The organism is Nocardia sp. NPDC102475 (assembly GCF_055584605.1).
On record NZ_JBVJLS010000007.1, the window covers coordinates 34,127 to 50,912 of the forward strand.

General features: G+C 68.7%; 13 protein-coding genes and 1 tRNA gene. 4 read left to right on the plus strand and 10 right to left on the minus strand.

What is annotated here, in order from left to right; all coding sequences use genetic code 11:
* Positions 1 to 28: 28 nt before the first annotated feature.
* Positions 29 to 110, plus strand: a tRNA-Leu gene (locus ACZ60G_RS14685).
* A 653-nt stretch (positions 111 to 763) separates the two neighbouring features.
* On the opposite strand, the gene ACZ60G_RS14690 is transcribed toward ACZ60G_RS14685, so the two are convergent.
* A complete protein-coding gene (locus ACZ60G_RS14690; RefSeq protein ID WP_465810621.1) occupies positions 764 to 904 on the minus strand; it encodes a hypothetical protein in 141 nt (46 codons plus the stop codon).
* Here ACZ60G_RS14690 and ACZ60G_RS14695 point away from each other — a divergent pair.
* Positions 891 to 1,283, plus strand: a complete 393-nt coding sequence (locus ACZ60G_RS14695) for a hypothetical protein (protein ID WP_465810623.1) — start codon at positions 891 to 893, stop codon at positions 1,281 to 1,283. The genes ACZ60G_RS14690 and ACZ60G_RS14695 overlap by 14 nt on opposite strands.
* Before the next feature lie 108 nt (positions 1,284 to 1,391).
* Here the strand turns inward: ACZ60G_RS14695 and ACZ60G_RS14700 are convergent, their stop codons facing one another.
* On the minus strand, positions 1,392 to 1,520 hold the full coding sequence (locus tag ACZ60G_RS14700; protein ID WP_465810625.1) for an FAD-dependent monooxygenase: 129 nt from the start codon (positions 1,518 to 1,520) through the stop codon (positions 1,392 to 1,394).
* 92 nt (positions 1,521 to 1,612) lie between these two features.
* Complete coding sequence (locus ACZ60G_RS14705; protein ID WP_465810909.1) at positions 1,613 to 2,569, minus strand: LysR family transcriptional regulator; 957 nt, start codon at positions 2,567 to 2,569, stop codon at positions 1,613 to 1,615.
* Positions 2,570 to 2,668: 99 nt separating this feature from the next.
* Here ACZ60G_RS14705 and ACZ60G_RS14710 point away from each other — a divergent pair, with 99 nt between their 5' ends.
* On the plus strand, positions 2,669 to 4,171 hold the full coding sequence (locus tag ACZ60G_RS14710) for a CoA transferase (protein ID WP_465810627.1): 1,503 nt from the start codon (positions 2,669 to 2,671) through the stop codon (positions 4,169 to 4,171).
* Here ACZ60G_RS14710 and ACZ60G_RS14715 read toward each other — a convergent pair.
* A complete protein-coding gene (locus ACZ60G_RS14715) occupies positions 4,158 to 5,369 on the minus strand; it encodes a cytochrome P450 (protein WP_465810628.1) in 1,212 nt (403 codons plus the stop codon). The two genes, ACZ60G_RS14710 and ACZ60G_RS14715, sit on opposite strands and share 14 nt — an antisense overlap.
* Positions 5,370 to 5,780: 411 nt before the next feature.
* Entirely contained in the window at positions 5,781 to 6,593 is an 813-nt protein-coding gene (locus ACZ60G_RS14720; protein WP_465810630.1) for a TetR/AcrR family transcriptional regulator, read from the minus strand.
* A 137-nt stretch (positions 6,594 to 6,730) separates the two neighbouring features.
* Between ACZ60G_RS14720 and ACZ60G_RS14725 the strand changes: the two genes are divergently transcribed.
* Positions 6,731 to 8,194 carry an MFS transporter gene (locus ACZ60G_RS14725; protein WP_465810632.1) on the plus strand — a complete coding sequence of 488 codons (1,464 nt, stop codon included), beginning with the start codon at positions 6,731 to 6,733 and terminating at the stop codon, positions 8,192 to 8,194.
* Between the two features lie 60 nt (positions 8,195 to 8,254).
* Here the strand turns inward: ACZ60G_RS14725 and ACZ60G_RS14730 are convergent, their stop codons facing one another.
* The 5 genes from ACZ60G_RS14730 to ACZ60G_RS14750 all read right to left on the minus strand — a co-directional run bounded on the left by ACZ60G_RS14730 (position 8,255) and on the right by ACZ60G_RS14750 (position 16,784).
* The gene (locus ACZ60G_RS14730; RefSeq protein WP_465810634.1) at positions 8,255 to 11,242 is read right to left on the minus strand and encodes a helix-turn-helix transcriptional regulator; all 2,988 of its coding nucleotides are present in this window, start codon (positions 11,240 to 11,242) and stop codon (positions 8,255 to 8,257) included.
* Between the two features lie 217 nt (positions 11,243 to 11,459).
* Positions 11,460 to 11,840, minus strand: coding sequence for a VOC family protein (locus tag ACZ60G_RS14735; RefSeq protein ID WP_465810636.1), 381 nt, complete (start codon positions 11,838 to 11,840; stop codon positions 11,460 to 11,462).
* The gene (locus ACZ60G_RS14740; protein WP_465810638.1) at positions 11,837 to 13,771 is read right to left on the minus strand and encodes an FAD/NAD(P)-binding protein; all 1,935 of its coding nucleotides are present in this window, start codon (positions 13,769 to 13,771) and stop codon (positions 11,837 to 11,839) included. Before ACZ60G_RS14740 ends, ACZ60G_RS14735 begins: the two co-directional genes overlap by 4 nt.
* 17 nt (positions 13,772 to 13,788) lie before the next feature.
* Positions 13,789 to 15,927 (minus strand): dipeptide ABC transporter ATP-binding protein, encoded by a 2,139-nt coding sequence (locus ACZ60G_RS14745; protein ID WP_465810640.1) that lies wholly within the window; start codon positions 15,925 to 15,927, stop codon positions 13,789 to 13,791.
* Positions 15,924 to 16,784 (minus strand): ABC transporter permease, encoded by an 861-nt coding sequence (locus tag ACZ60G_RS14750; protein WP_465810642.1) that lies wholly within the window; start codon positions 16,782 to 16,784, stop codon positions 15,924 to 15,926. Before ACZ60G_RS14750 ends, ACZ60G_RS14745 begins: the two co-directional genes overlap by 4 nt.
* Between the last annotated feature and the right edge of the window lie 2 nt (positions 16,785 to 16,786).

Here is a 16,786-nt window from a genome sequence, read left to right on the forward strand (position 1 = left end):
GGTAGAGTTTGGACGGTCGTACCATCAAGCGCGAGTGGCGAAATTGGCAGACGCGCCAGATTTAGGTTCTGGTGTCCACGGACGTAGGGGTTCAAGTCCCCTCTCGCGCATTACTCGAGCACCGATTTGCGTCAAATATGACGCAAATCGGTGCTCGACCACCTCCTCGCACACGTTCTCCCCTTGCTCGAGCCGTCGGACGTGGCCGAGGTGGGACAGCAACGCCACTCGCAGCACACATTTCCGTCACTCGTCACACCTCTGCGTGCGCGAGTAGAAGTTCGCTCACCCCTTTGACACTCGGCAACGGCACAACTGAGACGGACGCGTGCGCGAGCGATCCCTCGCACACGTGCCGCCCAGCTCACTCGAGACGATCCGATGTTTGCTGACGCTCCGGCAGCCATCACGGCCGGGCCACACGCCCCACGGCTGGGCGGACCAGCCCCCACGGAGGCCGACGTCGGTGAGGGCCGCCGCGAACTGGCCGAACCGAGGAAGTCACCGGCATGGCGAATCCGCACTGCGCCAAGTCATCCGCCGTCGCGGCACAGCGAGCTAACGGATCAGTTCGTCCAGACGCTCCCACAGATTGATGTTCTTGACGGCATTCTTGCTAGCGCGTGAGCCCACCGCCGGTCGGCGGGAGCCAGTCCTCCGTGCCTGCTCAGTTGACCCGCTGCCCACCCGTCTCGGCGGCATCATGGTGGCCGGACGGCCGAATCTGTTCGACGACCTCAACACCAGGAAACTGCCTGGGTTTTCACAGGGCACCGAGGTAGGTCATCACCACCAGAACGAACGCGGTGGTGGCGGTGAAGCTGATGCCACCACCGTCGCGGATCGCGTCGGTGATGTGCCCGCCACCGAAGTAAGCGAGCAGACCGGCGATGATGCCGATCAAGCTGGCGACGATGATCAGCAATGCCTTGGGGCTGGCGCTCGTGATTCGCGCACTGATTCGACTCCGCGACAAGCGGCGGCCAATCACGCTCGCAGTCACCCCTGGTGAGCCGCACGGTGACGCCGTGCGCACCGGCCTCGGATCCGGACACCGTGGCCGCGCGTACCACTCGGACGCCGAGTTGTTCGGCCCGGGCGAGCAGGATGCGTTCGATCCCTGCCTGCGGAATCAGCATCAATGCCCGTTCCGCACCGGCGAAGTCGGGATCGGTGCGGTCCACGCGGCCGGGTTCAAGGGTGGAGATCCCCGCGAAATGCCCACCGAGATGGCGGGTCCGGCTGCGCATGGTGTCCAGATCGGGTTCCTATTCGCCGGGTAGCCGGCGCAGTGGTGCCATCCGCACCAGCATCCGGTCCCAGGCCTGCTGTAATTCCGGGTACAGGCCGCGGCGCCGGAACGCCTCGACCGTCATGGCGTTGATGGCGAGTTATTTGATCGTGGTGTCTGGCTCGGGCAGCCGCTCCAGCACGACCACCGACGCACCTTGCAATCGCGCCTCGCAGGCCAGCATCAGTCCGGCCGGACCCGCACCGGCCACGATAACATCCCAGCTCACCGGGGGCTCCTCGTCCTGCGATCGGTTGCGTCACAGAGGATGCAACCCGGATCCCGCACCGCCGAACACCCCTGTACCGGCCGCGGGCACCACTATCGGACGATTCGGCGACCGCCGGACGGGTGCGGTGCCGGGCGCGAGTGCTGGGCGGACCGGATCCGCTCGGCGGCCAGTCGGCGCAGTGTCGCGACCGGGCCGACGAGTGCGCCGCCGGGCCGCAGCCGGTCCTCGCGCCACGCGGCGACCGTGGTGATCGAGCCGTCGATTCCCTCCAGGGGCAGAACGTGCACCCGTTCGTCGGCGAAGACCTTCCCGGCTCCGGTGCAGCGCCCCGCGATGGTGAACGCCTGACCGCTGGCCACCACGTGCGCGATACCGTCCGGGCTCAGCGCCCCGGCCGCGGCGCACCGGCGCGCACCGCGGCGCCGAATCGCCTCCTCCACTGATTCCAGCGGGGTCGGCCCGGCACCGAAACCCAGGGGAACATAAGGGAGATGGGCGAGTTCGTCGAGCCGGACCGAGGTGCGCTCGTCGAATCCGATACCCGCGGCGACCACGGCCCCGATCGGCTGGCATTCCAGGCGCGCACGACCGACTCCCGGCGCGGCGGCCGGTTCGATGACCAGTGCCACATCCACCGCACCGGTCTGCAGTGCGTGCATCAGCCGCGCGCTCTCGGCCGGATGCAGGCGGACCGCGATATCGGGATGGGCGGACAGGGCGGACAGCACCGCGGTCCGCACCGCTGCCGACACTTCGGGCGCGATCCCGAGGGTGAGGGTGTGCGGGCACGCGCCGGTGGCCTCGCGCACGAGTGCCGGTACCGCGTCGACCCGCCGCATGATCTCGCGTGCTGCGGGCAGCAGGCTCGTACCGGCGGCGGTGAGCTCGATATGGTGATGTCCGCGGATGAACAAGTCGCGGCCGAGTTCACGCTCGAGATCGCGGATCCGCCGGCTCAGCGGCGACGGCGACAGATGCAGGCGAGCTGCCGCACGGGTGAAACTGAGCTCCTCGGCGACGGCGATGAAGTAGCGCAGGTGCAGCATCTCCACCTGTCCACCTTACGGTCATCCGACCGTTGCGGTCATGTGCACCTGTCCGGATCGGTCGTGGTCAGGGGCAACGGCCGGTCCTACCGTCGAGACATGATGCCCACGGAAGTTTCGCTGACCGACCGGCTGCTCGGCGCGGTGTCGAGCCCGGCCACCGACGACGATTTCGACCTGCACGCCGAATTCGGCGACGTCCTCGCCGGCATCGGGATGCGCCCGGCCGACACTGGCGGCAGGGTCGAGTTCATCGGAGCGGATCCGATCGTGCCGAGCACCTTGCGACTCGGCGCGGCGGGGGCGATCGGCCTCGCCACCAAATCCGCCGCGGTGGCGAAACTGTCACGGATGCGCGGCGGTGCGGACCAGGACATCGCCGTGGACCTGCGCACCGCGGTGCACCGGCTGGCCCCGTTCCGCGGCCGCTGGGAACGGCTCAACGGCTACGCTCCCGCCGCGCCGGTGAACGCTTCTCCCGCATTCGGTTTCGAGTTCTACCGCACGGCCGACGACCGCTGGGTGATGCCGCTGAATCCGTACCCGGGAATCAAGGTCGCCGCACAACGACTGCTCGGTGTGCCCGATGACGTGGACGCGGTGGCCGCGGCGATACGGCGCAGACGGGCACGGGATCTCGAGGACGACGGGGCCCACGCCGGGGTGGTGCTGCCGATGTTGCGCACCCTCGCGGAACTGACGGCCGAGCCGCATTTCCGCGACGGGCTCGCCGATATGCCCTTGATCGAGATCACCCGGGTCGCTGACAGTGCACCGGAACCGTTGCCCGCCACCGCGGATCAGCCGCTCGACGGCGTGCGTGCGCTCGGGATGGGGCACGTGATCGCCGGCGCCGGTACCGGGCGCGCACTCGCCCTACACGGCGCCGATGTCCTGAACCTCTGGCGGCCGGGCGATTTCGAGCACGACGTGACGTACATGACCGCGAATGTCGGGATCCGCTCCAGTACCGTCGATCCCTTCGACGCCGACGGTGCCCGGCTGGTGCGGGCTCTGCTCGCCGGCGCCGACGTGTTCTTCGCCAACCGGCGGCCCGGATATCTCGGCCGGATCGGGCTGACCGCGGAGCAGGCCGCCCAGGTGCGGCCCGGCATCGTCCACGCCACGATCTCCCTGAACGGTGAGCGCGGGCCGTGGGCCGACCGGGTGGGATTCGATCAGTCGGCGGGCTGCCTGACCGGTGCCATGCTGCTGGAGGGCACGCCCGACCGGCCCGCACTGTCACCGATCACGGTGGTCAACGACTATATCGTCGCCTGGCTGCTGACCGCGGGCATCGTGGAGGCGCTGGCCCGGCGCGCGGTGGAAGGCGGTAGTTATCGGGTCCACGTCGGCCTCACGCGGGTCGCGCTGTGGATTCTCGGGATGGGGTATTTCGACCGGGACTACGCCGCCGAGATCGCCGGAACCGGTGACCGGCACAGCTGCCGGACCCCGGAGATGTTCACCGCGGATACGCCGCTGGGCCACTATCGCGGTCTCACCGACCAGGTGTCGATGTCGGCCACGCCCGGGCGGTACCGCACGGCGCTGATGCCGCGCGGCGCCGCCCGGCCGGGCTGGCTGGTCAGGCCGCGATGATGCGAACCGGCATGGCGGTGATGCCGGTGAACTGGTACGACCGCAATCGCGGTGTGGGTCCGGTGATCTCGATGCGATCCACCTTCCGCGCCAGGGTCTCGAACATGATCTCGATCTCGGTCACGGCCAGATGTTTGCCGATGCAGAAATGCGGCCCGCCACCACCGAATCCGAGGTGCGGATTGGGATCGCGGCCGATATCGAAGGTCTCGGGATCGGCGAACACAGTTTCGTCGCGATTGGCCGACACCAGATGAGCCATCACCTTGTCACCAGCACGGATCGTCTGCCCGCCGACCTCGGTATCGACCAGCGCGGTGCGCCGGAACACCTTGGTCGGCGAGACCCAGCGCACGATCTCCTCGGCAGCGGTGCGGGCCAGTTCCGGATCCTGTTGCAACCGCGCCCACTGATCCGGGAACTGCGCGAAGGCCTCGACACCACCGGCGATCGAGTAGCGGGTGGTCTCGTTGCCCGCCACGGTCATCAGGATGAAGAACGCCTGGAATTCCTCGTCGGTCAGCTGATTTCCCTTGTCGTCAGGGCTGACCATCTTGGTCACGGTGTCGTCCAGCGGGCAGCGCCGGCGCTGGGCGCCCAGCTCGGCGGCATAGCCGGACATGCCGATCACCGCATCCCGGGTCGCCTCCGCGCCGCCGTGCTCGTGATCGGTCTGCCCGGCGATGGCACGTGACCATTCGAAGATCAGATGACGATCCGAGCGCGGGATACCCATCAGTTCGGCGATCACGATCAGCGGCAGCTCGGCGGCCAAGGTGGGGATCAGATCGAATTCGCCCTGGGCCAGGGCATTGTCGACGATCGCCGCGCACTCCTGCGCGATCCGGGGCCGCAGGCGATCCACCGCGCGGGGGGTGAAGCCGCGATTGACCAGACCTCGGATGCGGCTGTGCCGGGGCGGGTCCTGGTGGATCATCATGCGCCGCTGCACATCGATGGCGACCTCGTCGAATTCCTGCGGCTGCGAACCCTTGCGCTCGGAGGAGAACAGTTCCGGATGACGGGCCACATGGACGATATCGGCGTGGCGGGTGAGGGCCCAATGTCCCTCGGGCACTTCGGGATCGCGGTGATGGTAGACCGGAGCCTGCTGGCGCAGCACCGCGAAATCGGCGTACGGCGGACCGTCCAGATAGCGCTCCTGATCGAAGACATCGATGGTGTCGAGGCTGGTCAAGGGAATGGCTCCTTCACGGTCGGCCGTTTCGGCGACTCGCCGCGATCATGCACGGGATCTGTTGCGGGCGAGCATGTTTGCGCACCGGAAAGCCTAGGAAGGCAGGGGCGGGACCGGCACCCCTATCCGGGGCGGGGCGGTCCCCTAACGTGCGGCGGCGGGGCCTGGAGGTTTAGGGGTTCGTCCCGGGACCTGACGTGGATCGCACGGCGGGCAGGCAGGGTTGTCGCCCGGAGGCAGGCAGATCGCAGACCACAAGATCGTTGCCGGCCACAATTTCGACAACTCCAGTTGTCGATACGGCGGACCCGCCGACGAGTCACCGCCGTGAGGCTCCGAGCGACAACTCAGGTTGTCATCTGCGGACATCAGCGCTTCGTCGGCATCTCCGCTGCATCCAGCCGCTCCGCGCTACCGGGGATCCCCGCCCTGCGGCCACCGCTTACGCGCCGCCTGCCGGGTGATTCCCACCAGGCGACCGACGTCGCCGTACGACGCACCGGCGGCCAGTGCCGCATGAGCACAGTCGTCGACCCGCGCGGCCGCGGCCCGCCGTGCCGCATCCGCCTCGGCCAGCGCATCGAGGGCCGAACCGGCTGCCGTGGTCGCGGATTCGGTGCCCGGCTCCCCCATCACCAACGGCCGCAGGCACGGACCGAGCAGTTCGACCAGGCGTTCGGCCGGCGCGTCGGCCACGCCGGGCAGATGCACCATGTATCGGGCGATCAGTACGCCCAGTACCAGCGTGCCGATCAGCACCGACCGCCGCTCAGCATCGGGGCCGACCAACACCCGGGTCCACGGACTGGTCTCCGGATTCATGATGGCGCAGCGCACGGCATGAGCCGCATCGGGATGGGTGAGCATCGAGCGCAGCACCGGCATGGTCCGGTCCTCCTTGCGGTCCACATCCGCCATGGCGTGCCGGAGCAACCGTTCACCCAATTCCTCGGGCGGACCCTCGAGTGCGTCGTCGAGTGTCTCCGGAATGCCCGCGACCTCGTCGAATAGCGCGCTCTTGGTACCGAAGTGCTGCATCACGAGCGCCGGGTCGACCTCGGCGCGCTGCGCGATGGCGCGGATGGTGGTCTCGATGTAGCCGCGCTCAGCGAACAACTCGCGCGCCGCGTCCAGAATCAGCTGCCTGGTCTGGCGGCGACGCTCGGCACGGCTGGCCGGAGCCGCGGTTTCCCGGACCGGCGCCTCCATTTCGTGAACCGGCATGACAACCTCACTCAACATGTGTAGACGAAAATGCTCTGCAGCTCTATGCTGAACTGAGTCTACAAGCGTGGAGCCGATGCGCAGCGCCGCGGGGTCGCTCTCCGCCTTCTTCCCCAACCTTCCCGAACGGACTGTTGATGACCAGCCGAGATATCCAGCCCGACACCAGAATTCCCGCCGCAGACGCGCCGCCGGACCCCGCCACCACCGCCCGCAATCGCAGGCTGTCGATCGCGCTGGGCGTCATCGTGACCTGTCAGCTCATGGTCGCGGTGGACAGCAACGTCGTCAATATCGCGCTGCCGGAGATCCAATCCGGGCTCCGGATGTCCGCGCAATCGCTGGCCTGGGTGTTCAGCGCCTATTCGCTGGCCTACGGCGGACTGCTGCTGCTGGGCGGGCGGGCCAGTGACATCCTCGGCCGGCGCCGCATGTTCTCCTGGGGCCTGCGCCTGCTGGTCCTGGCCTCGATCCTGGGCGGTATCGCGCCGAACGGCGCTCTGCTGATCGCCGCGCGGGCACTGCAGGGCGTCGGTTTCGCCTTCGCCGGACCGGCCGCGCTGTCGATGATCGCGGCAACCTTTCCCGAGGGACCGCAGCGCACCCGGGCACTGGGTGTGTTCTCGATGGTCACCGGGCTCGGGATAACCCTCGGCCTCATCGTCGGCGGTGTACTCACCACGTTCAGCTGGCGTCTGGTGTTCTTCATCAATGTGCCGATCGGCCTGGTGACCATCCTGCTGGCGCGGCGCTATCTCGACGAAACCGAGCGCCACCGCGGCACTTTCGATCTCCTCGGAGCGATCGTGTCCACGCTGGGCATGGTCGGCATCGTCTACGGTCTGACCAATGTGACCAACGGCTGGACCACTGCCGCGACCGTGGTCCCGTTCGTCGTGGGGGTGGTGCTGGTGGCCGGATTCGTCTTCATCGAACGCCACGCCGAGCAACCGATCATGCCGTTGCGGTTGCTCGGCAACCGGATCCGGGCCGGGGCTTATCTGACGTTCGTGCTGTTGATGGCGACCATGGCCGGTACCTACATCCTGCTGTCGCTCTACATCCAGGACGCGCTCGGCTTCAGCCCGCTGGTGGCCGGTCTCGCCTTCCTGCCCATGGCGGTCGTGCAGTTCGCGGTCGCGAAGTGGGCGTCGAAACTCATCGCCCGGTTCGGACGTAAACAGGTCCTGGTGACCGGCGTGATCCTGATGCTGGCCGAAGCGGTCTGGCTGACCACCACCACCGGTTCGAGCAACTACTTCACCGGAGTTCTCGCGCCGTTCGTCCTGCTGGGCGCCGGTCTGAGCCTGGCCTTCGTCACCTTGAACATGACCGTGCTCGGCGGACTGGAACCGCGGGACATGGGTGCGGCGTCCGGTCTGCTGCAGGCCACCCAGCAGATCGGCCTGTCGCTGGGCGTCGGCATCCTGACCACGATCTACCAGGCCGCCCGCACCGATCGCGAACACACCGGCGCCACCGCACACGACGCGTTGGCGCACGGACTGTCCATGGCGGTCATCGCGGCGGTCGCCTTCGCGGCGGCAGCGCTGTTGATCAGCCTGTTCGTGATCAAGGAACCGAAGCAACCGGCGGCCTGACACCGTGAGCCTCCGCCGCGGCCTCCCCCGCCCGACCGCAGCGGAGGCCGTGGCGCTCTCTCATGCCGCGCCGCGGCGGCCCAGATCCTGTCCGCCGGCCCGGGGCCGCAATTCGACCCCCACACCACGTGGGGTGAATCCGCCGTGCAGATAGGCCGCCAGATCGCCGCGGCCCTTGACCCGCAGCTTCCGGTACACCCGGGTCAGATGCTGTTCGACCGTACTGACCGTGATGTACAGCTCCGCGGCGATCTCCCTGTTCGTGCGACCACCGGCCGCGAGCATTACCACGCGCCGCTCGGCCGCGCTCAGGACGTCACTGTCACCGTCCTCAGGACCGGCCGCCCGCACCGGAAGAATCGATTCGATGGGCCGGCGGCCGATATCGAGCCGGTGCAGCAGCGGTTCCAGGGACAGTTCCTCGGCCAGCCGGGTCGCACGCTGGGCCGTTTGCCGGGCGTGGCGGGGCTCGCCGAGCCGCACCTGCGCATCGCCCAGATCGGCGAGCGCATACGCCAATTCCATTCGGTCCAGCGAGTTCTCCAGGGATTCGATGGCCCGCAGCAGGATATCGCGGCGCGCGCCGTCGTCGCGTTCGGTCGCCGCGACGGTGCGCAGCGCGATCCCGTACGCCCGGGGTTGGCCCGGATTCGTGCGGGCGAGCTGTTCGGCGGCCAACTCGGTGGCCTGGCGTTCCCGGCCCAGACGCAGCAGCACCGCCGCCGCGTCGGCCCGCCACGGCAGGAAAGTGGGCTGGTCGATGCCCCATTCGCCCATCAGCTTGCCGCAGGTCGACAGATCGTCCAGTGCCGCCCGCAGCCGATCGCCCACCAGCAGCCGCCGGCCCCGGGCATAGAGGAACTGCACGCCGTAGCGGGTATCGAAAACGGCGTCGGGCAACTGGATCAGGCAATCGCCGGCGGTCTGCCAGTCGCCCAGGGCGGTCGCGGCGATCAGCACCCGCGAGACGACGGTGCCCAGCGCCACCCCCCACGCCTGCCGTGGAACCAGATCCAGTGCCGCCAGTCCGTCGCGCCGGGCCGCGGCCATATCGCCGCGCCGGATGGCGATCTCGGCGCGCGTGCCGGTCAGCAGCGCCTGCCAGGTCACGGCCTCCTGTGCGACCGATTCGCGCACCAGCGAATCACACCAGCGCTCGGCGAGATCGACTCGATCGGCGTGTACCAGGGCCAGCAGCGCGGACACGATCGACCGCAGCGACGAACCCGACAACCGAGTGGTCTGCAACAACCATTCCGCCGTCGGGACGGTGTGCTCGGTGGGGCCGATCTCGAGGACGTCGGCCAGCAGCCCGGGACCGCGCACCGACCGGTTGGCGATGATGCGCACCCGGGCGCCGCTTGACGGTTCGCCGAAGCGGCCGCTACCGGCCAGCAGGCCGGGGTGGGTCGACCGCATCCAGGTCCGGATCGAGGTGAGATCGGCCGCGCAGCGATCGTCGAGTGCGGCGTCGGTCTGTTCGATGCGCTCAAGAATCTCGGTCGTCGCGCCCCCACGCCCTTGCCACAGCAGCGGATTCAGCAGACCGACCATCTCCTCGACGGGCACCCGGCCCGCGCGCACCGCCTCGAGAACGGTCGCCACCGATTCGGTGGTGTTGTCCGGATTGCCGCGGGAGTCCACGTGAATGCGCAGAATCGCCAGCGCCACTTGCCCTTCCGCGGTTGTCACCATGGGCTCGGCGGTGCGCAGGCATTTGGCCGCGAACTTGGAATCATCACGCTGTAACGCCTCGCGCGCCGCGGCCAGCAGGATCTCGAGCGCCCAGGGTTCGTGCACGGCTCCGGCCGCGACTAGATGGACCGCGATGCGATCGGGCCGGCGGTCGTCGTCGTAGAGCAGTCCGGCGACGCGGCGATGCAGTTCGGCGCGTTCGGCGATACCGAGTTCGCCCAGGACGGCAGCCCGCGCCGCGGGATGACGGTAGCGTTCCCCGTCCAGGATGCCCGCCTCGGTGAGCGCCAGCACGATTGCCGCGGCGGTGGCCTCGTCCTCGCCGATCAGCTGGGGCAGCAGTGCGAACGATCCCGATTCCGCCAGCACCGCCAGGTAGCGGGCGGCACGCAGGAATCGGCGGCAGCCGCGATGCACGCACGCCAGCGCGGCCTTGGCGAACTCGTCACCGGCGACCGGATCGGAAAGTCGTTGTGCCAGTGCGAGTCCGGCCGATCCGTTGTCCTCGGTCAGGGCGCGCAGCAGGAACGGGCTGCCGCCGGTGAGGCGGCGCCAGGACTGCGCCAGACCCGGCCCCACCGGTACGCCGATGCGCTCGGCCAGCGTCTCCCGGACACCGTCGACGGTCAGCGGGCCAGTGCGGAGTAGGTGGAACCGGGGCCTGCGGAGCAATTCGGTGATCGGCACCGCGCGCTTGTCACCGGCGAACGTCGGGAGATCGGTGCGGGTTCCGATGATCATGACCCGCGACGACCGGAGGCGGCCGCTGAAATACAACAGCGACTGGAGTGAGGCCAGATCCGCGTACTGGAGGTCGTCGACGATGATGGCGACCGGTGCCTGTGCCGACAACCGCAGCACTATCGCCCACAGTTCCTGATTCGCGTGATTGCGAAGAACCTGCGCGTCCCGGTCACCGGCCACGCCGGTGAGCCGGGATGCGCTGTCGGACAGCAACTGCCGGATGCGCACATAATCGTCGTGGTCGCGCAGGCCCGCGAACAGTTGCTGAAGAATTCCGAATGCCTGATCGCACTCTCGGGGCGAACCGACGGCCTCGAGGATTGTGGTGCCCTCCGCGGACAACTGTTCCGCGAATATCTGGAGCAATTCCGTCTTGCCGCTCCCGACGGGACCGGCAATCAGCGATATCCCACCCTTACCGGCAATACATTGGTGATGGATCCGCTCCAGAGTGACAAGCTGTGATCGACGTTCGACAAACAACGGGGCGCCCTCATCTCGCTCTTGGCGACCACGCGCCGGGGATCGAGGAACCTCATCGTTCTGCCCCGGGGCACCGCGGTACGGGGCCCGGCGGGGCAGCCCCGTATCTTTCAGACCGAAGGGCACGGCATTGACGGAAATGCGGCACCGTGCCGTACTTCTCGGCTGAGAGTGAATTGCGGTCGGCCGAATCGAAGCATTACCGTACTGCTATCGTAACCGACCGCCCAACCGCGTGCAGTCCGCCGTTGCGGGGCAACGGTCGGTTCATATCCGGAATACAGGGGGTTTTCCGCTTTTCCGATTCCGTTCACACTGAGCGGAAAAGGGTGCGCCCGAAATCTCAGCCGAACACCTGCCGATCCAGGCCGGGGTGGAACTGGACGTACTCGAATTCGACACCGTCGGAGTGGCGGATCAGGGAACTGCGTCCGGCCGGTCCGTCGAACGGTGCCACCGTGATCTGCGCACCGGCCCGCTCGAGCAGGGTCAGCGTGGCGTCGAGATCCGCGACGATCACCGGGCCGACCGTGCCCCGGTAGCGGGCCAGCGCCTCCTCGGTTCCGGCCACCACGCAGAAATCGCCGATCAGCGCGATATCGAAGCGGCCGAAGGTAACCTCGAAATCGGGGTCGCGGCCGACGAGTTCGCGCAGCACCCCGACGGTGTCCTTCAGATCCTCGGTCAGGACGCGGGCGTAGGTCTTACGAGGCTGGTGGGTCATGGCTCTCCTATCGTCGCGGCCGGTCGGATCGGCCGTTCGGCACCGACCAGCCGCAGCACTTGGCGTGCGACACTGTCGTTTTCGCGGAAGCCGAGCGCATTGGTGCGCGGTCTGCTGAACGCGCCCGCGATGCGCAGGCTGGTGTGCGGCCCCAGGGCGAAGCGCCGCGGGTGCGCGACTCCGCCGGAATCGAAGAGCTGTCCATCAATTCCGGAGGTGTGGATGCGGCCGGTGCTGAGGATCGACGACTCGCCGACGAGTCGCTCCGCCCCCAGTCGGCCGCGATCGTGCAGGGCGCGCACGATCGGGTTGGTCGTGCGGGTGACATCCGGTGGCGGCAGCCGGGCATCGACCAGCGTCGTCGCGGTGACCGAGCCGGGGACCTTGCGGCTGCCGCCCAGGAACAGGCCCCCCTGCTCGTCGGTGTCGACCCACATCTCGGGTCCCAGGAACGTGACGATCCCGGCGCGTTCGAGGGCCAGCAATTCCTCGAGCCGCGCCCGGGGCGGCCCACTACCGATATAGCTGAAGAAGCCGAACCACCACCCGTCCACATCGAACAGTTGCGATTCCGGATCGAGTTTTCCGGTGGCGACGGCGGTGGGTAGTTGCCGGAACACCGAGAGCATCGCGGTGACCGCACCGAGGTCGGCGCTGAACGTGCTGTCCCCACCGCGGTCGAGCACCCGGGCGATGTGCTCGCGGACCCGTGCGGCCAGTGCGGGCGCGTCGGCGGCGGTCACCGCGGCCAGCGGGCGATCCAGTTCCTCCGGGTCGAACCGGTCCTCGGCGGCGGGAACGGATTTGGCCACCAATGTGCGCAATTGCTCACTGTCCCAGTCGAGTTCGCGGTAGCGCTCGGCGAATTCGGCGAACTCCATCCGCACCCGCTCGGGATGAGCGGTGAACAATTCGGTGTAGTAGCCCCAGCCGAGTTCCTTCGCGATCAGCGGCCACAGGTCCGTCCGGAACCGGATCGGGCCGGGCCGGGCGGCCAGTGCGGCGATCTCGGCCGGACCGAAGAATCGCGGCAATTCCGCTGCGGCACCGAGTAATCCGTAACCGGGTTTGGGCCGGTACGGGACCCCGCGACGGGATCCGATGTACAGGGTCGGCTCGGCGCCGGAGGGCCGGTAGACCAGGGCACCGTCGGCGTCGGTCGCGTAGCTGCCGCCGCGGCCCTCGGTCAGCAGCGTCAGCAGATCGATGAAGGCGAGGCCGAATCCCCGCACCAGCACCGGTTCACCGGGTGCGATCGGCGACAGGTCGGTATCGGCGGTATAGCCGGGCGGGAAGTAGGTGTGGCCGTGCCGACGCGCGAAATCGCCGAGCGCACTGCCGGATTCGTCGGTCTCACCGTCGAGGTGGCCGACGGTCAGCACGACCACATCGGCCCGCAGCGGCCGCGGCTCGTCGCGCAGCCACACCAGCTGATCCTCGCCGGATTCGGTCAGGTCGACCGCCTCGGTACCGTGTACCCGAACCTCGACCGACTCCGGCCGGGTGTCGAGTATCCGGCGGTAGCACCAAGACAGATAGGCGCTCTGCATGCGCCGGGTGTGGAAGGTCGCGGGCGTGGCGCGGTCCAGTTCATCACGCAGTCCCGGATCGAGTTCGACGCTGAGCGTGCCGTCGCGCACGTGTTCGATCCACTCGGCGAGGGTGGGGCCGGGTCTCGGCGGACCCTCGCAGCGCACACTGTCGTCGGTGAACATGGTGACGTCGGCGGCCTTGGAATTCATCAACAGCAGCGGCGACTGGTCGTGACGCCACACGCGTCCTGGGCCCGGTGGAAACGGATCGATCAGGTGGACCACAAGATTCCGGTCGCCCAGCAATTCCGGCGCACCGGCGCAGATCCGTTCCAGCACGCCGATGCCCTTGGGCCCGGCACCGACGATGGCGACGGTCCGCGAGGCGGATTCATTCATGCGCAGCCTCCGCAGGATCAGCTCGGCACCGGCGCCACCGGCCGATCGGATATCTGCCGATCGTCCGAACGCACCGCGGTCGCAGCGAGCAGCTGCCTGGTATACGGGTCTCGGGGATGGGCGAATACGCGGGTCGCCTCGCCGTCCTCCACGATCCGGCCGTCCTTCATCACGAGGATCCGGTCGCTGAGATGGTGGATGACGCCCAGGTCGTGGGAGATGAACAGCATGGCGACGCCGAGTTCGTGCTGCAGGGCGGTGAGCAGATCGAGGATCTGCGCCTGCACCGAAACGTCCAGTGCCGAAACCGGTTCGTCGCAGACGAGGATCTCCGGGCCCGGCGCCAGCGCGCGGGCGATACCCACCCGCTGCCGCTGACCGCCGGACAGTTCGCGTGGGCGGCGGTCGAGTGCGGTCGCTGCGAGGCCGACCTGATCGAGGAGCTCGAGGGCGCGGGTCCGGCGGGCCGAACCGCGCGGGACGCCGCCGCGCGCGATGGCGGCGCCGAGGATCCCGGCGACGGTGAGCCGGGGATCGAAGGAGCCCAGCGCATCCTGATAGATCGCCTGGATCCGGTGCCGGTGCGGACGGCGACGGCGTTCGCGCAGCTCACTCCATGCCAGGCCGTCGAAGTGGACGGTGCCGGTGTCAGGTCCGGTCAGGCCGAGCACGATCCGTCCCGTCGTGGTCTTGCCGGAACCCGATTCACCGACGACGCCGAGCACCTCCCCCGAGCGGAGGTGGAACGACACCTCACGCACGGCGTGGTGACGGCCCCCGCCCGGGACGCGGTACGACTTGCCGATGGAGTCGACCTCTAGCAAGACATGGCCGGTGTCGGTGGCGGGCGCGGCCGAGGGGATGCGCAGCGGTGCGGTGGCCACGGCATCGGGATGCCAGCAGCGGACATCGTGAACCGGTCCGTCGTGGAGGTCGTGACGACCGCGCGCGTCATGGCCGTCGCGTACCTCACGACCGTCGTGGGCACCGTGACTGTCGTGGGCGGAATAGGCACCCAGAGCGGGCAGTTCGCGCACACACTGCTCGTCGGCGTGCGGACAGCGGGCCGCGTACGGGCAACCATCGGACTGCGGCGCGGCAACGGCCCGAGGCCGACTGCTACTGCCCTCCGACAAGGTGCTGTCCGGGCTGCTCGACTGACCGCTGCCCCGACCATTCGGCGCACTGCCGTTCCGGCTGCCCAGCAGGGAGCTGCCTTGACCATTCGACACGCTTGTGTCGCTGCTGCCCGACGGGAGGCTGCTCCCGGTCTCCGACGGGGAGCCACTTCGGCTGTCCGACAGATAAAATCCTCGGCTGTCGCCCGTGGGCACTGCGGCCAGCAGGGCACGTGTGTACGGGTGCCGCGGATCACTCAGAATACGTTGGGCCGGACCGTATTCCACGATGCGGCCGCCGAACATCACCGCGACCCGGTCCGCCAGCCGGGACACGACGGTCAGATCGTGACTGATCAGCAGGATCGACATCCCGCCCGCGCGCAGTTCGCGCAGCAGGTCCAGGACCTGGGCGGCGACGGTGGCGTCCAGGGCGGTGGTCGGCTCGTCGGCGAGCAGTAGATCCGGGCCCGCGGCGATGGCCGAGGCGATCAGCGCGCGCTGACGCAATCCCCCCGAGAGCTCGTGCGGATACTGGCGCGCGCGCCGTTCGGGTTCGGGCACACCCACATCGGTGAGCAGTGACAACACCATGTCGTCGACGGAACCGCGCCGGGTCGCGGTGTGGATGCGCAGCGGCTCGGCGATCTCGGCGCCGGTGCGGCGCAACGGATCCAGCGCGACCATCGCGTCCTGCAGTACCAGTGCGATGCGCCGCCCGCGCAGGGTGCGCCAGCCAGGCTCGTCGAGGGCGAGCAGATCGGTGTTCTCGAAATCGAGCCGGCGGGCGGTGACGGTCGCGTCGTCACCGGTCAGCCCCATCAGGGTGCGCGCGGTGACGCTCTTGCCGGAACCGGATTCGCCGATGACGGCGAGACATTCGCCCGGATGTACCTCGAACGACACATCCCGCACCGCATGGACCCGGCCTGGGCCCGACCCGAACACGACATCGAGTCCATCGACGATCAGCTGCGGCTCGGCCGAAAGTGTCTCGGCCGCAGGCTCGCTCACGTCCTGCTGGTTTGTGACGCTCATGCCACACCTCGCCCGGTGAAGCGGGTGCGCACCGCGCGACCCACGACGTTGACCGCAATGACGGTGCAGGTCACCGCGATTCCGGGAAAGACGCCGACCCACCACGCGGCCGCCAGGATGCTCTTGCCCTCCGACAGCATCGCGCCCCACTCCGGCGTCGGCGGCTGCAGGCCCAGCCCCAGGAAACTCAGTGCCGACGAATACAGCATCGATGTGCCGAATCCGAGCGGCGCCATGACCAGCAGCGGTCCGAGCGCGTTGGGAACGACGTGCCGGACGATCACCACCGCTCGCGGAATGCCCAGGCCGGTAGCCGATTCCACGTAGCCGGACCGGCGCACCAGCAGTGCCTCCGAGCGCACCAGCCGCGCGTACAACGGCAGGAAGGCGATCGCCACGGCCACCGCCACATTGCCGGTGCCCGGTCCGAGCGCCGCGATGACCAGCAGGGCGAGCAGCAGCGGCGGCAGCGCCAGCAGCACATCCGCGCCGTGCATGAGGACCTGATCGGCGAATCGGCCGCCGAGTGCCGCGAGCAGTCCGGTCAGGGTGCCGATGGCGACGGCCAGCGCGGTCGCCGTCACCGCCAGCAGGATCGCGGGCCGGGTGCCGTAGAGCACCCGCGTGAACACGTCGCGGCCCAGTTGATCGGTGCCGAACCAGTGCGCGCCGCCTGGGGCGACGAGTGCCTGCTTCATATCGGTCGCGGTCGGCGAGAAGTCGGTCAACAGGCCCGGCGCGATCGCCACGACGACGGTCAGGCCCAGCACCGCGGCGGCCGTCACGACGGCCGGTCGGGGCATCCGGAGCCGGGACTCGAGCGCCGTCTCCGGCACGGCGATGTCAGGGGCGGTCACGG

What these genes read in the sequence shown, in the direction of transcription:
- ACZ60G_RS14740 (WP_465810638.1), bottom strand. Translation starts at nt 13,771, where the DNA reads ATGAATGAATCCGCCTCGCGGACCGTCGCCATCGTCGGTGCCGGGCCC.
- ACZ60G_RS14705 (WP_465810909.1), bottom strand. Translation starts at nt 2,569, where the DNA reads ATGCTGCACCTGCGCTACTTCATCGCCGTCGCCGAGGAGCTCAGTTTC.
- ACZ60G_RS14745 (WP_465810640.1), bottom strand. Translation starts at nt 15,927, where the DNA reads ATGAGCGTCACAAACCAGCAGGACGTGAGCGAGCCTGCGGCCGAGACA.
- ACZ60G_RS14735 (WP_465810636.1), bottom strand. Translation starts at nt 11,840, where the DNA reads ATGACCCACCAGCCTCGTAAGACCTACGCCCGCGTCCTGACCGAGGAT.
- ACZ60G_RS14695 (WP_465810623.1), top strand. Translation starts at nt 891, where the DNA reads ATGATGCCGATCAAGCTGGCGACGATGATCAGCAATGCCTTGGGGCTG.
- ACZ60G_RS14720 (WP_465810630.1), bottom strand. Translation starts at nt 6,593, where the DNA reads ATGCCGGTTCACGAAATGGAGGCGCCGGTCCGGGAAACCGCGGCTCCG.
- ACZ60G_RS14710 (WP_465810627.1), top strand. Translation starts at nt 2,669, where the DNA reads ATGATGCCCACGGAAGTTTCGCTGACCGACCGGCTGCTCGGCGCGGTG.
- ACZ60G_RS14725 (WP_465810632.1), top strand. Translation starts at nt 6,731, where the DNA reads ATGACCAGCCGAGATATCCAGCCCGACACCAGAATTCCCGCCGCAGAC.